Annotated in this window: 13 protein-coding genes; 12 read left to right on the plus strand and 1 reads right to left on the minus strand. The window is 64.6% G+C overall.

The window, feature by feature from the left end:
- The first annotated feature begins 48 nt into the window (after positions 1 to 48).
- From ACVWY1_RS23695 to ispD, 7 genes are all read left to right on the plus strand, one after another.
- Positions 49 to 996, plus strand: a complete 948-nt coding sequence (locus ACVWY1_RS23695) for an acetyl-CoA carboxylase carboxyltransferase subunit alpha (RefSeq protein ID WP_023628729.1) — start codon at positions 49 to 51, stop codon at positions 994 to 996.
- Between the two features lie 138 nt (positions 997 to 1,134).
- On the plus strand, positions 1,135 to 2,430 hold the full coding sequence (tilS, locus tag ACVWY1_RS23700; RefSeq protein WP_457378826.1) for a tRNA lysidine(34) synthetase TilS: 1,296 nt from the start codon (positions 1,135 to 1,137) through the stop codon (positions 2,428 to 2,430).
- 270 nt (positions 2,431 to 2,700) lie between these two features.
- Positions 2,701 to 4,329 (plus strand): CTP synthase, encoded by a 1,629-nt coding sequence (locus tag ACVWY1_RS23705; protein ID WP_046854404.1) that lies wholly within the window; start codon positions 2,701 to 2,703, stop codon positions 4,327 to 4,329.
- Between the two features lie 3 nt (positions 4,330 to 4,332).
- On the plus strand, positions 4,333 to 5,178 hold the full coding sequence (kdsA, locus tag ACVWY1_RS23710; RefSeq protein WP_457378827.1) for a 3-deoxy-8-phosphooctulonate synthase: 846 nt from the start codon (positions 4,333 to 4,335) through the stop codon (positions 5,176 to 5,178).
- Positions 5,179 to 5,331: 153 nt separating this feature from the next.
- Entirely contained in the window at positions 5,332 to 6,621 is a 1,290-nt protein-coding gene (gene eno, locus ACVWY1_RS23715) for a phosphopyruvate hydratase (RefSeq protein ID WP_027920020.1), read from the plus strand.
- 157 nt (positions 6,622 to 6,778) lie between these two features.
- Positions 6,779 to 7,060 carry a cell division protein FtsB gene (gene ftsB / locus ACVWY1_RS23720; RefSeq protein WP_011535259.1) on the plus strand — a complete coding sequence of 94 codons (282 nt, stop codon included), beginning with the start codon at positions 6,779 to 6,781 and terminating at the stop codon, positions 7,058 to 7,060.
- Positions 7,057 to 7,764, plus strand: coding sequence for a 2-C-methyl-D-erythritol 4-phosphate cytidylyltransferase (gene ispD / locus ACVWY1_RS23725; protein WP_277501778.1), 708 nt, complete (start codon positions 7,057 to 7,059; stop codon positions 7,762 to 7,764). Before ftsB ends, ispD begins: the two co-directional genes overlap by 4 nt.
- A gap of 99 nt (positions 7,765 to 7,863) precedes the next feature.
- Here ispD and ACVWY1_RS23730 read toward each other — a convergent pair whose 3' ends face one another.
- Complete coding sequence (locus ACVWY1_RS23730) at positions 7,864 to 8,766, minus strand: LysR substrate-binding domain-containing protein (protein WP_457378828.1); 903 nt, start codon at positions 8,764 to 8,766, stop codon at positions 7,864 to 7,866.
- 110 nt (positions 8,767 to 8,876) lie between these two features.
- On the opposite strand from ACVWY1_RS23730, the gene ACVWY1_RS23735 reads away from it, so the two are divergent.
- The 5 genes from ACVWY1_RS23735 (at position 8,877) to surE (ending at position 13,191) form a co-directional block, all read left to right on the plus strand.
- Entirely contained in the window at positions 8,877 to 9,989 is a 1,113-nt protein-coding gene (locus ACVWY1_RS23735; protein ID WP_016712915.1) for an S-(hydroxymethyl)glutathione dehydrogenase/class III alcohol dehydrogenase, read from the plus strand.
- A 10-nt stretch (positions 9,990 to 9,999) separates the two neighbouring features.
- The gene (fghA, locus tag ACVWY1_RS23740; protein WP_110701900.1) at positions 10,000 to 10,848 is read left to right on the plus strand and encodes an S-formylglutathione hydrolase; all 849 of its coding nucleotides are present in this window, start codon (positions 10,000 to 10,002) and stop codon (positions 10,846 to 10,848) included.
- A gap of 77 nt (positions 10,849 to 10,925) precedes the next feature.
- A complete protein-coding gene (gene ispF / locus ACVWY1_RS23745; RefSeq protein WP_102684063.1) occupies positions 10,926 to 11,399 on the plus strand; it encodes a 2-C-methyl-D-erythritol 2,4-cyclodiphosphate synthase in 474 nt (157 codons plus the stop codon).
- A complete protein-coding gene (gene truD / locus ACVWY1_RS23750; RefSeq protein WP_457378829.1) occupies positions 11,396 to 12,454 on the plus strand; it encodes a tRNA pseudouridine(13) synthase TruD in 1,059 nt (352 codons plus the stop codon). Before ispF ends, truD begins: the two co-directional genes overlap by 4 nt.
- Positions 12,442 to 13,191, plus strand: coding sequence for a 5'/3'-nucleotidase SurE (gene surE, locus ACVWY1_RS23755; RefSeq protein WP_046854410.1), 750 nt, complete (start codon positions 12,442 to 12,444; stop codon positions 13,189 to 13,191). The genes truD and surE overlap by 13 nt, the downstream gene beginning before the upstream one ends.
- Positions 13,192 to 13,197 lie beyond the last annotated feature (6 nt).

Below are 13,197 nucleotides of genomic sequence, written 5' to 3' on the forward strand. Positions count from 1 at the left end.
ACGGATCAACCGGCCGGCCGCCTGGCCGTAGACCCAAGACGGAAGCCTATGAACCCGAATTTCCTCGATTTCGAACAGCCGATTGCCGACCTGCAAGCCAAGATCGAAGAGCTGCGCCTGGTGGGTAACGACAACTCGCTGAACATCAGCGATGAAATTGCCCGTCTGCAGGACAAGAGCAGCACCCTGACCGAGAGCATCTTCGGCAACCTGACCAGCTGGCAGATCGCCCGCCTGGCCCGTCACCCGCGCCGCCCGTACACCCTCGACTACATCGATCACCTCTTCACCGAGTTCGAAGAGCTGCACGGCGACCGTCACTTCTCCGACGACGCCGCCATCGTTGGTGGCACCGCGCGCCTGGACGACAAGCCGGTGATGGTCATCGGCCACCAGAAGGGCCGTGAAGTGCGCGAGAAGGTGCGCCGCAACTTCGGCATGCCGCGCCCTGAAGGCTACCGCAAGGCTTGCCGCCTGATGGAAATGGCCGAGCGCTTCAAGATGCCGATCCTGACCTTCATCGACACCCCGGGCGCCTATCCGGGTATCGACGCCGAAGAGCGCAACCAGAGCGAGGCCATTGCCTGGAACCTGCGCGTGATGGCACGCCTGAAGACGCCGATCATCGCCACCGTGATCGGTGAGGGTGGTTCCGGCGGCGCACTGGCCATCGGCGTGTGCGACCAGCTGAACATGCTGCAGTACTCCACCTACTCGGTGATCTCGCCGGAAGGCTGCGCCTCGATCCTGTGGAAGACCGCCGACAAGGCCGCCGACGCCGCCGAGGCCATGGGCATCACCGCCGAGCGCCTGAAGAGCCTGAACATCGTCGACAAGGTCATCCAGGAACCGCTGGGCGGCGCCCACCGTGATCCGGCCAAGATGTCGGCGAGCATCCGCGCCGACCTGATCGAACAGCTGGACATGCTCGGCAAGCTCGACAACGACGCGCTGCTCAAGCGCCGTTACGATCGCCTGATGAGCTACGGTCTCTGATGGATTCCAGGGGCCGCTTTGCGGCCCTTTCGCCGGCAAGCCGGCTCCCACAGGGGAATGCATACTTCTGTGGGAGCCGGCTTGCCGGCGAAAGGGGCGTGAAACGCCCCCCGCGATCTCCATGACGGTGAGGTCCAGGTGATCAACCTCACCCGCCAGTTTGCCCGTTGGCTCGATGCCCCCGCCTGGCACGTCGCCTTCTCCGGCGGCCTCGACTCCACCGTCCTCCTGCACCTGCTGGCCGATTACGCCCGTAATCACCCCGCGCCTCCCCTGCGTGCCGTCCATGTGCATCATGGTCTGCAAGCTGCCGCCGATGCATGGCCCGCCCACTGCAAGACCGTCTGTGATGCCCTGGGCATCGAACTCGACGTTGTTCACGTTCAGGTAGCCCCGGGTGCCAGTCTTGAGCAGGCGGCCCGCGATGCCCGTTACACAGCGTTCGAAAAGCAGCTCGCTCCAGGCGCCGTCCTGTTCACCGGCCAGCACCGTGACGATCAGGCCGAAACCTTGCTGTTCCGTCTGCTGCGCGGCGCCGGCTTGCGTGGTCTGTCGGCCATGCCCGAGGTGCGCTCGTTGGGGCAGGGCAGGCTCGTGCGCCCGCTGCTGAAGGTTTCGCGCGAGCGTTTGCACGCCTATGCCCAGAGCAGGGGGCTGGTGTGGGTTGACGATCCCTCCAATACCGACACCACCTTCGCCCGCAACTTCCTGCGTTCAGAGGTCTTCCCATTGTTGCGAGGTCGTTGGCCCCAGGCTGAGGGCAACCTCGCGCGCAGCGCCGAGCATCTAGGCGAAGCCCTGGGCCTGCTTGACGAACTGGCCGCCACCGACCTGGCCCCGGCCTGCGACAATGCGCCGCTGCCCTGGCTCGGCCTTGCCTCCCTCGACCTCGCCGTACTCCAGGCGCTGTCACCGGCGCGCCAGCGCAATGCCCTGCAATACTGGCTCGGCCGCCGCACGCGCCTGCCGGACAGTCGCCACTGGGCCGGCTGGGACGACCTGCGTGACGCGGCAGGCGATGCCTGCCCGATCTGGCGCCTGACCGACGGTCAGTTGCAGCGCAGCCACGGGCGCATCTGGTGGCTGGACGGACAATGGCTCCAGGCTCTGGCGGGTGAATGGGCGTGGCCGAACCCGTCCAGGCCCCTGGCGCTGCCGGGCAACGGCCAGGTGTGGCTGGAGGGCTGCGTGGACGATGCAGGCCTGCGCATCGCCTATCGTCAAGGCGGCGAAGTGCTGGAGGTCAGCGGCCGTGGCCGACGCGACCTCAAGCGTCTGCTCAACGAGCTGCAGGTCCCGCACTTCGTGCGTCCGCGCCTGCCGCTGCTGTACCGCGGCGAGCAATTGCTGGCGGTGGCCAATCTGCCCGGACTCGCTCAGGCCGAAGGCCAACTGCACTGGCAACCGCCGACGAACGTGCAAGGTTTGAGCTGAAGGGTACATTCCGGTAGACTACCCTCCCTTCTTGATACAACTTCTGTGGGTTCCGCGAAAACACAGAGGTTGCCGATTACCAAGCAGTTTTTTGCTGGGCTGATTTCTTAAAATGACGAGCGAGCTCCATGCCGGGGACACCCCTGGTCTGTACAGACGCGGCAGTTTTTCGAGATGCACTGTGATTGACGCAGGTGATCGGGGGCTTCGGCCTTCCTTCGCTTTCTCCGGCGGCGCTGGCCGCCTTAACGCAGACTTCTAGGGTTTTTCATGACGCGCTACATATTCGTCACGGGCGGTGTTGTTTCTTCATTGGGGAAAGGCATTGCCTCGGCTTCCCTGGCGGCCATCCTGGAAGCGCGGGGGCTTAAAGTCACCATGCTCAAGCTGGACCCGTACATCAACGTCGACCCGGGCACCATGAGCCCGTTCCAGCACGGTGAAGTGTTCGTCACTCACGACGGCGCCGAGACCGACCTCGACCTGGGCCACTACGAGCGGTTCATCCGCACCACGATGACCCAGAACAACAACTTCACCACCGGCCGTATCTACGAGCACGTGCTGCGCAAGGAGCGCCGTGGTGATTACCTGGGCGCGACCATCCAGGTCATCCCGCACATCACCGACGAAATCAAGCGCCGCATCATCAAGGGCGCCGGCGATGCCGACGTCGCGCTGGTCGAGATCGGCGGCACCGTGGGCGACATCGAGTCGCAGCCGTTCCTCGAGGCCATCCGCCAGCTGCGCGTCGAAGTGGGCTCCAAGCGCGCCATGCTGATGCACCTGACCCTGGTCCCGTACATCGCCACCGCCGGCGAGACCAAGACCAAGCCGACCCAGCACTCGGTCAAGGAACTGCGCTCCATCGGCCTGCAGCCTGACGTGCTGATCTGCCGCTCCGACCACCCGGTGGACGCTTCGTCGCGCCGCAAGATCGCGCTGTTCACCAACGTCGAAGAGCGTGCGGTGATTTCGCTGGAAGACGTCGACACCATCTACAAGATCCCAGGCGTGCTGCATGCCCAGGGCCTGGACGACTTCGTCGTCGAGCGCTTCGGCCTGCAGTGCAACAGCGCCGACCTGTCCGAGTGGGACAAGGTCGTCGACGCCAAGCTCAACCCTGAGCAGGAAGTGACCATCGCCATGGTCGGCAAGTACATGGAGCTGCTGGACGCGTACAAGTCACTGATCGAAGCGATGAGCCACGCCGGCATCACCAACCGCACCAAGGTCAACCTGCGCTACATCGACTCTGAAGACATCGAGAACCAGGGCACCAGCCTGCTCGAAGGCGCCGATGCCATCTTGGTCCCGGGCGGTTTCGGCCTGCGCGGCGTCGAAGGCAAGATCACCGCGGTGCAGTACGCCCGTGAGAACAAGGTCCCGTACCTGGGCATCTGCCTCGGCATGCAGGTGGCCGTGATCGAATTCGCCCGTAACGTGATGGGCTGGAAAGACGCCAACTCCACCGAGTTCGACCGCAACAGCGGCCACCCGGTCGTTGGTCTGATCACCGAGTGGGCCGATGCCACCGGCGCGGTCGAGACCCGTACTGAAGCGTCCGACCTGGGCGGCACCATGCGCCTGGGCGCTCAGGACTGCCAGCTGGCAGCCGGCTCCAAGGTGCACGACTGCTACGGCAAGGACATCATCACCGAGCGTCACCGCCACCGCTACGAAGTCAACAACAACCTGCTGCCGCAGCTGGTCGAAGCTGGCCTGCAGGTGTCCGGTCGCTCTGAAGACGGCGCGCTGGTTGAAGTGGTCGAGTCCAAGGACCACCCATGGTTCGTCGCCTGCCAGTTCCACCCGGAGTTCACCTCGACGCCACGTGACGGTCACCCGCTGTTCAGCGGTTTCGTCAAGGCTGCCCTGGCACAGAAGAACAAGGCCTGATCCATGACTCAGAAGATCATTCGCGTCGGTAACATCGAGATCGCCAACGACAAGCCGTTCGTCCTGTTCGGCGGCATGAACGTCCTGGAGTCCCGTGACCTGGCCCTGAAGGTCTGCGAGGAGTACGTGCGGGTTACCGAGAAGCTCGGTATCCCGTACGTGTTCAAGGCCAGCTTCGACAAGGCCAACCGTTCGTCGGTCAGCTCGTACCGCGGCCCAGGCATGGAAGAGGGCCTGAAGATCTTCGAGGAGATCAAGCAGACCTTCAACGTGCCGGTGATCACCGACGTGCACGAACCCTACCAGTGCGAACCGGTGGCCAAGGTGTGCGACATCATCCAGCTGCCGGCCTTCCTGTCGCGCCAGACCGACCTGGTCGTGGCGATGGCCAAGACCGGCGCGGTGATCAACATCAAGAAGGCGCAGTTCCTGGCGCCCCACGAGATGAAGCACATCCTCGCCAAGTGCGTCGAGGCTGGCAACGACCAACTGATCCTCTGCGAGCGCGGCTCGAGCTTCGGCTACAACAACCTCGTCGTGGACATGCTCGGCTTCGGCATCATGAAGGAGTTCGAGTACCCGGTGTTCTTCGACGTGACCCACTCGTTGCAGACCCCGGGCGGTCGCGCCGACTCCGCCGGTGGCCGCCGCGCCCAGGTTACCGACCTGGCCAAGGCTGGCATGAGCCAGGGCCTGGCCGGCCTGTTCCTCGAAGCGCATCCGGACCCGGACAACGCCAAGTGCGATGGCCCGTGCGCCCTGCGCCTGGACAAGCTTGAGCCGTTCCTGGCACAGCTCAAGCAGCTGGACGACCTGGTGAAAAGTTTTCCGACGGTAGAAACCGCGTAAAGCTCATTTCTCGGGTAAAGTACCGCCCGTTCCACCCCTGACCTTTCGGTCAGGGGCTCCCTTCGCCAGGCCTGCCCGTGCCATGTCGCCTGGTGAACGGCAAGAATTCCCAAAAGCTGCGTTGTTTTCGTCAATTCTGGAGTGCTTACAACAATGGCAAAGATCGTCGACATCAAAGGTCGTGAAGTTCTCGATTCGCGTGGCAACCCCACCGTGGAAGCCGATGTACTGCTCGACAACGGCATCATCGGCAGCGCCTGCGCGCCGTCGGGTGCTTCCACTGGCTCGCGCGAAGCGCTGGAGCTGCGTGATGGCGACAAGAGCCGTTACCTGGGCAAGGGCGTGCTGAAGGCCGTCGCCAACATCAACGGCCCGATCCGCGACCTGCTGCTGGGCAAGGACCCATCGGACCAGAAAGCCCTGGACCGCGCGATGATCGAGCTGGACGGCACCGAGAACAAGGCCAAGCTGGGCGCCAACGCCATCCTCGCCGTGTCCCTGGCTGCCGCCAAGGCCGCCGCCCAGGATCAGGACCTGCCGCTGTACGCGCACATCGCCAACCTCAACGGCACGCCGGGTCAGTATTCCATGCCCGTGCCGATGATGAACATCATCAATGGCGGCGAGCACGCCGACAACAACGTCGACATCCAGGAGTTCATGGTCCAGCCAGTTGGCGCCAAGACCTTCTCCGACGGCCTGCGCATGGGCACCGAGATCTTCCACCACCTCAAGGCCGTACTGAAGGCCCGTGGCCTGAATACCGCCGTCGGTGACGAAGGTGGCTTCGCCCCGAACCTGGCTTCCAACGAAGACGCCCTGGGCGCCATCGCCGAAGCGGTCGAGAAAGCCGGCTACAAGCTGGGCACCGACGTGACCCTGGCCCTGGACTGCGCGGCTTCCGAGTTCTACGAAGACGGCAAGTACAACCTGTCCGGTGAAGGCAAGTCGTTCGACGCCGAAGGCTTCGCCGAATACCTGAAGGGCCTGACCGAGCGCTTCCCGATCATCTCGATCGAAGACGGCCTGGACGAGTCCGACTGGGCTGGCTGGAAGATCCTCACCGACAAGATCGGCGAGAAAGTCCAGCTGGTCGGCGACGACCTGTTCGTGACCAACACCAAGATCCTGAAGGAAGGCATCGAGAAGGGCATCGGCAACTCGATCCTGATCAAGTTCAACCAGATCGGCTCGCTGACCGAGACCCTGGAAGCCATCCAGATGGCCAAGGCCGCTGGCTACACCGCGGTGATTTCGCACCGTTCCGGTGAAACCGAGGACTCGACCATCGCCGACCTGGCCGTGGGCACTGCTGCTGGCCAGATCAAGACCGGCTCGCTGTGCCGCTCCGACCGCGTCAGCAAGTACAACCAACTGCTGCGCATCGAAGAGCAACTGGGCGCCAAAGCCGTGTATCGCGGCCGTGCCGAGTTTCGCGGCTGAGCAAGAGATGGTAAAAAGGCAGCAGCCGGGGCCTGCTGAACGTTCGTACTGATCGTTCGGTTGCCTCCACGGGTTTCTGTCGACGAAGCCTGGCCTCGGCCAGGCTTCGTGCTATCGGAAGCTCGCTGCGGCGGCCTTTTTTACCCTGGATATCTTCATGCGCAGTCCCTATTGGTTGTTCCTCGTCCTGCTCCTGCTGCTCGGCGGCCTGCAATATCGCCTTTGGGTAGGTAATGGCAGCCTGGCGCAAGTGACCGAACTCAAGCAGCAGATCGCCGACCAGCATGCGGAAAACGAACGCCTGCTGGAACGCAATCGCGTGCTGGATGCCGAGGTCCTGGAGTTGAAGAAAGGTATGGAGACCGTGGAAGAACGGGCTCGTCATGAACTGGGGATGGTCAAGGAGGGCGAAACCCTCTACCAGCTGCCACAGAAATGACAAACAAACTGCCGGCCTTCTGGGCCGTGATTCCCGCCGCGGGCATTGGCGCCCGCATGGCTGCCGACCGTCCCAAGCAGTATCTGCAACTGGGCGGTCAGACCATTCTCGAGCACAGCCTCGACTGTTTCCTCGACCATCCCATGCTCAAGGGCGTGGTGGTCAGCATTGCCGAACACGACCCTTATTGGCCCGGCCTGCGCTGTGCCAGCGATCCGCGTATCCAGCGTGCCCCGGGTGGTGACGAGCGCGCTGACTCGGTGCTCAATGCGCTATTGCTACTGCACGCCCAGGGCGCGTCGGATGACGACTGGGTGCTGGTGCACGACGCCGCGCGGCCGAATCTGGCGCGTGGCGATCTGGACAAGTTGCTGTCAGCCCTGGCTGAAGATCCCGTCGGTGGATTGCTCGCCGTACCCGCTCGGGACACGCTCAAGCGTGCCGACGGCGAGGGCAGGGTGGCGGCGACGGTCGATCGCAGCACCGTCTGGCAAGCCTATACCCCGCAGATGTTCCGCCTCGGCATGTTGCACCGGGCGCTGGCCGAGTGCCTGGTGTCCGATGTAGCAGTCACCGATGAGTCGTCCGCCATCGAGTGGGCCGGGTATGCGCCGCGCCTGGTCGAAGGGCGCAGCGACAATATCAAGGTGACCCGGCCAGAGGACTTGGAGTGGTTGCGCCAGCGCTGGGCTGGGCGTCGCTGAGCGATGGTCTGACGCCGTATCTGTAGGAGCGGCTTCAGCCGCGATCACCCGCGCAGCGGGTGCCTGACCGCGTTGCCCGCATCGCGGCTAAGGCCGCTCCTACAAAGGCGTGGTGCGATACTCCGGCAACTGCGCCAACCCTTCCTTGAGATAGTCCACCAACCGCCGCACCTTCGGCGACAGATGCCGTTGTTGCGGATACAACGCCCATACCGCTGTATTCGGCGGTTGGTGCCCCTCCAGCAACGACACCAGCGCCCCGCTATGCAGATGCTCCAGCACGTAGTAGTCCGGCAACTGGCACAGGCCCATCCCCTGCAGCGCTGCATCCAGCACCGCCTGGCCGCTGTTGCAGCGCCAGTTGCCCTGTACCCGCTGGCTGATCTCGCGACCCTCCTGCTGCAGCGCCCACAGGTCGGAGCTGCCGACCAGGCAATTGTGCCGCGCCAACTCCGACACGCTGTGCGGCCGCCCATAGCGTGCCAGGTAGGCCGGTGATGCGCACAGGTACATGCGTCGCGGCGCCAGGCGCGTGGCCACCAGCCGGGAATCCTGCAGGCGGCCCAGGCGGATCGCCAGGTCCATGCCCTCATGCAGCAGGTCGAGGGTGCGGTTGCTCAACTCCACCTCCACCCGCAACTGCGGGTACAGCGCCATGAAGCGCGTCACCAGCGGCACGATGAAGCGCTCGCCATAGGCTACCGCGCAGGTCAGGCGCAGCAGGCCTTTGGGTTCGCTGGCCAGGTCGCCCATGGCGCGCAACGCTTCCTCGCGGCCATCCTGCAGGCGCTGGCAGTGCTGGAGAAAGGTCTGCCCGGCTTCGCTGAGGGTCACCCGCCGCGTGCTGCGGTACAGCAGGCGGGTCTGCAAGCGTTCCTCCAGGCGGGCGATCTGCCGACTGATGTGCGACGAAGACACTCCGAGGCGTTCGGCGGCGGCGGTGAACTGGCCCATTTCTGCCACGGCGACGAATTCGTCGATGCCTTCCCAGCGGCTGCTCAATGGATTATCCCTGTGTGGCAATAATGTTTTGTGAATGGCCGGATTATTCATCAAAAGGCAGTGAATTACACTGCTTGCCTGCAATCGACACTCTTGTCTGGAGACCTTTGATGATCAAGTCCCGCGCTGCTGTAGCCTTCGAGGCCAAGAAACCCCTGGAAATCGTCGAAGTGGACGTGGCCATGCCCAAGGCCGGCGAAGTGCTGCTGCGCGTCGTCGCCTCGGGTGTCTGCCATACCGACGCCTATACCCTGTCTGGCGCCGACCCGGAAGGCATCTTCCCGTCGATTCTCGGCCATGAGGGCGGGGCGATCGTCGAGGCGGTTGGCGAGGGCGTGACCTCGGTGGCGGTCGGCGACCACGTGATCCCGCTGTACACCCCGGAATGCGGCAAGTGCAAATTCTGCCTGTCGGGCAAGACCAACCTGTGCCAGGCCATCCGCGCCACCCAGGGCAAGGGCCTGATGCCCGACGGCACCACCCGCTTCAGCTACAAGGGCCAGCAGCTGTTCCACTACATGGGCACCTCGACCTTCTCCGAGTACACCGTGCTGCCGGAAATCTCCGTGGCCAAGATCCAGAAAGAGGCCCCGCTGGAGAAGGTCTGCCTGCTCGGCTGCGGCGTGACCACCGGTATCGGCGCGGTGCTCAATACCGCCAAGGTCAAGCCGGGTGACACTGTGGCCATCTTCGGCCTCGGCGGCATCGGTCTGTCGGCAGTGATCGGCGCGGTCAAGGCCAAGGCTTCGCGCATCATCGCCATCGACATCAACCCGGCCAAGTTCGAGATCGCCCGCCAGCTGGGCGCAACCGACTGCATCAACCCGAAAGACTACGACCGCCCGATCCAGGAAGTGATCGTCGATCTCACCGACGGCGGCGTGGACTTTTCCTTCGAGTGCATCGGCAATGTGCAACTGATGCGCGCGGCGCTGGAATGCTGCCACAAGGGCTGGGGCGAGTCGGTGATCATTGGCGTGGCCGGTGCCGGCCAGGAAATCGCCACCCGTCCGTTCCAGCTGGTCACCGGTCGCGTCTGGCGCGGTTCGGCCTTCGGCGGCGTGCGTGGCCGCAGTGAGCTGCCGAGCTACGTGGAAATGTCCGAGAAAGGCGAGATCCCGCTGGACACCTTCATTACCCATACCATGGGCCTGGAGGACATCAACAAAGCTTTCGACCTGATGCACGAAGGCAAGAGCATCCGCAGCGTAATCCACTTCTGAGGCCCTCGCCATGACGCTGGAAAACATCTCTTGCCAGAAAAGCTTTGGCGGCTGGCACAAGCGTTACCGGCACAGCTCCAAGGTGCTTGCCTGCGACATGGTGTTCGCGGTGTACCTGCCGCCCCAAGCCGAGCAGGGCGAAAAGCTGCCGGTGCTGTACTGGCTCAGCGGCCTGACCTGCACCGACGAGAACTTCATGCAGAAGGCCGGCGCCCAGCGCCTGGCCGCGGAGCTTGGGCTGATCATCGTCGCCCCGGACACCAGCCCGCGTGGCGAGCAGGTGCCGGGTGATCCGGACGGTGCCTGGGACTTCGGCCTCGGCGCGGGGTTCTACCTCAATGCCACCCAGCAGCCCTGGGCGCGCAACTACCAGATGCACGACTATGTGGTGCACGAGTTGCCGGAGTTGATCGAGGAGCATTTCCCGGCGTCAAGCCAGCGCAGTATCAGTGGCCACTCGATGGGCGGGCATGGCGCGCTGGTCTGCGCCTTGCGCAACCCGGGGCGCTACCGCTCGGTGTCGGCGTTCTCACCGATCAGCAATCCAATGGATTGCCCTTGGGGTGAGAAGGCCTTCAGCCGCTACCTGGGCGAAGACCGGGCGCAGTGGCGCGAGTGGGATGCCAGTGTGCTGCTGGCCGAGGCGGATGAATGCCCGCCGCTGCTGGTGGACCAGGGGGATCGCGATGACTTCCTTGAAAAGCAGCTCAAGCCAGAGGCGCTGGAGCAGGCGGCCCGTAAGGGCGGCCATGGGCTGACCCTGCGCCTGCAGCCAGGCTACGACCATAGCTACTACTTCATCGCCAGCTTCATCGATGAACACCTGCGCCATCATGCGGTGGCACTGGGCAGGGTCTGAGCCGCAGGGCCGTGAAGCAGCCCCAATACCGCAAAAGCAGGTAGAATCACGCCCTGACTCAATCAGGGCGTTCTTCTATGCGTATTGGCCACGGCTACGATGTCCATCGTTTCTGCGACGGTGATTTCATTACCTTGGGCGGGGTGCGTATCCCCCACAAGTTCGGCCTGCTGGCCCACTCCGACGGCGACGTGCTGCTGCACGCCCTGAGCGATGCCTTGCTGGGTGCCGCGGCGCTGGGCGACATCGGCAAGCATTTCCCCGACACCGACCCGCAGTTCAAGGGCGCCGACAGCCGGGTGCTGCTGCGCCACGTGGTCGCTGTCGTGCGTGACAAGGGCTGGAAGGTCGGCAATGTCGACGCCACCATCGTCGCCCAGGCACCAAAGATGGCCCCGCACATCGAGACCATGCGCCAGCACATCGCCGCAGACCTGCAGGTCGAGCTCGACCAGGTCAACGTCAAGGCCACCACTGAAGAAAAGCTGGGCTTCACCGGCCGCGAGGAGGGCATCGCCGTGCATGCGGTTGCCCTGCTGCTGCCAGCATGACCGAACTGGAACTGCTAGGCCCTCGGGCCTCGGGCGATGTCTTGGGCACCGCGGTGCTCAAGGCGGTGGCTGAAGACTTCCAGGTCGATGAAGTCCTCGATATCCCGCTGTCCGGCCAGGGCGAGCACCTGTGGCTGTGGGTCGAGAAGCGTGACCTCAACACCGAGGAGGCGGCTCGCCGCCTGGCCCGCGCCGCCGGCGTGCCGGTGCGTGCCATCAGCTATGCCGGCCTCAAGGACCGCCAGGCCCTGACCCGCCAGTGGTTCAGCCTGCACCTGCCGGGCAAGGCCGACCCAGACCTGTCCCGTGCCGAGGACGACACCCTGCGCGTGCTCAAGCAGGTGCGCCACCAACGCAAGCTGCAGCGTGGCGCGCATTCGGCCAATGGCTTCACCTTGCGCCTTACCGCGCTGCAGGCCGACCACCAGGCCCTTGATGCCCGCCTGGAGCAACTCAAACAGCAGGGCGTGCCCAACTACTTCGGCAGCCAGCGCTTCGGCCATGCCGGTGGCAACGTGCACGACGCACAGGGCTGGGCCGCTCGCCAGGCGCTGCCCGAGCAGCGCAACCTGCGTTCGCGGCTGCTGTCGGCCGGGCGCAGCTACCTGTTCAACCAGGTGCTAGCCACCCGTGTCGCCGACGGCAGCTGGCAGCGCGCCCAGGTCGGCGACCTGCTGGCTTTCACCGACAAGCGCAGCTTCTTCATGGCCGGCGAGGCCGAGTGCAACGACCCGCGCCTGGCCATTCTCGACCTGCACCCGACGGGCCCGCTGTGGGGCGCCGGTGCGGCACCGAGCCAAGGCGCGACCCTCGACCTCGAGTCCACGGTCGCCGGACGTCATCCGGCGCTGTGCGATTGGCTGGCGCGAGCGGGCATGGATCACGAACGGCGCATCCTGCGGCTCCCTATTGGGCGGCTGACGTGGCATTATCCCGAGCCTGATATCCTGCAACTGGAATTCGTCCTTCCGGCCGGATGCTTCGCCACCGTGGTGGTGCGCGAACTCGTCGATCTGGTGCCGGCAGGGCAGACGGACAGCCCATGCGTATTCTGATTTCGAATGACGACGGAGTTACCGCACCCGGCCTCGCCGCGCTGCATGAAGCGTTGGTGGACTATGCCGAGTGCGTGGTGATTGCCCCGGATCAAGACAAAAGCGGTGCCGGCAGCTCGCTGACACTGGACCGGCCGCTGCATCCGCAGACGCTGGCCAACGGCTTCATCAGCCTCAACGGCACACCGACCGACTGCGTGCACCTGGGGCTCAACGGCCTGTTGCCGGAAACCCCGGACATGGTGGTGTCCGGCATCAACCTGGGCGCCAACCTGGGGGATGACGTGCTCTATTCGGGCACGGTGGCTGCGGCGTTGGAGGGGCGCTTCCTCGGCGGCACCTCGCTGGCCTTCTCGCTGCTGTCGCGCCTGCCCGACAACTTGCCGACCGCCGCCTACATCGCCCGGCGCCTGGTCGAGGCGCAGTCGCGCCTGGAGCTGCCGCCGCGCACCGTGCTCAACGTCAATATCCCCAACCTGCCGCTGGAGCATATACGTGGCATCCAGCTTACCCGCCTGGGGCACCGCGCGCGTGCCGCGGCACCGACCAAGGTGGTCAACCCGCGGGGCAAGGAAGGCTACTGGATCGCCGTGGCCGGCGATGCCGAAGATGGCGGCCCGGGCACCGACTTCCATGCCGTGATGCAGGGTTACGTGTCGATCACCCCGCTGCAACTGGACCGCACCTTCAACGATGCCTTCGAGCGCCTCGACGGTTGGCTGGAGGGCCTGCTCTGATGCGCG

This window comes from Pseudomonas sp. TE6288, from assembly GCF_054062095.1.

Excerpts from the sequence above, each read along its gene's own strand:
- truD (WP_457378829.1), top strand. The coding sequence starts at position 11,396 with ATGACCGAACTGGAACTGCTAGGCCCTCGGGCCTCGGGCGATGTCTTG.
- surE (WP_046854410.1), top strand. The coding sequence starts at position 12,442 with ATGCGTATTCTGATTTCGAATGACGACGGAGTTACCGCACCCGGCCTC.
- ftsB (WP_011535259.1), top strand. The coding sequence starts at position 6,779 with ATGCGCAGTCCCTATTGGTTGTTCCTCGTCCTGCTCCTGCTGCTCGGC.
- ACVWY1_RS23695 (WP_023628729.1), top strand. The coding sequence starts at position 49 with ATGAACCCGAATTTCCTCGATTTCGAACAGCCGATTGCCGACCTGCAA.
- fghA (WP_110701900.1), top strand. The coding sequence starts at position 10,000 with ATGACGCTGGAAAACATCTCTTGCCAGAAAAGCTTTGGCGGCTGGCAC.
- eno (WP_027920020.1), top strand. The coding sequence starts at position 5,332 with ATGGCAAAGATCGTCGACATCAAAGGTCGTGAAGTTCTCGATTCGCGT.
- ACVWY1_RS23705 (WP_046854404.1), top strand. The coding sequence starts at position 2,701 with ATGACGCGCTACATATTCGTCACGGGCGGTGTTGTTTCTTCATTGGGG.
- ispF (WP_102684063.1), top strand. The coding sequence starts at position 10,926 with ATGCGTATTGGCCACGGCTACGATGTCCATCGTTTCTGCGACGGTGAT.
- ACVWY1_RS23735 (WP_016712915.1), top strand. The coding sequence starts at position 8,877 with ATGATCAAGTCCCGCGCTGCTGTAGCCTTCGAGGCCAAGAAACCCCTG.
- kdsA (WP_457378827.1), top strand. The coding sequence starts at position 4,333 with ATGACTCAGAAGATCATTCGCGTCGGTAACATCGAGATCGCCAACGAC.
- ispD (WP_277501778.1), top strand. The coding sequence starts at position 7,057 with ATGACAAACAAACTGCCGGCCTTCTGGGCCGTGATTCCCGCCGCGGGC.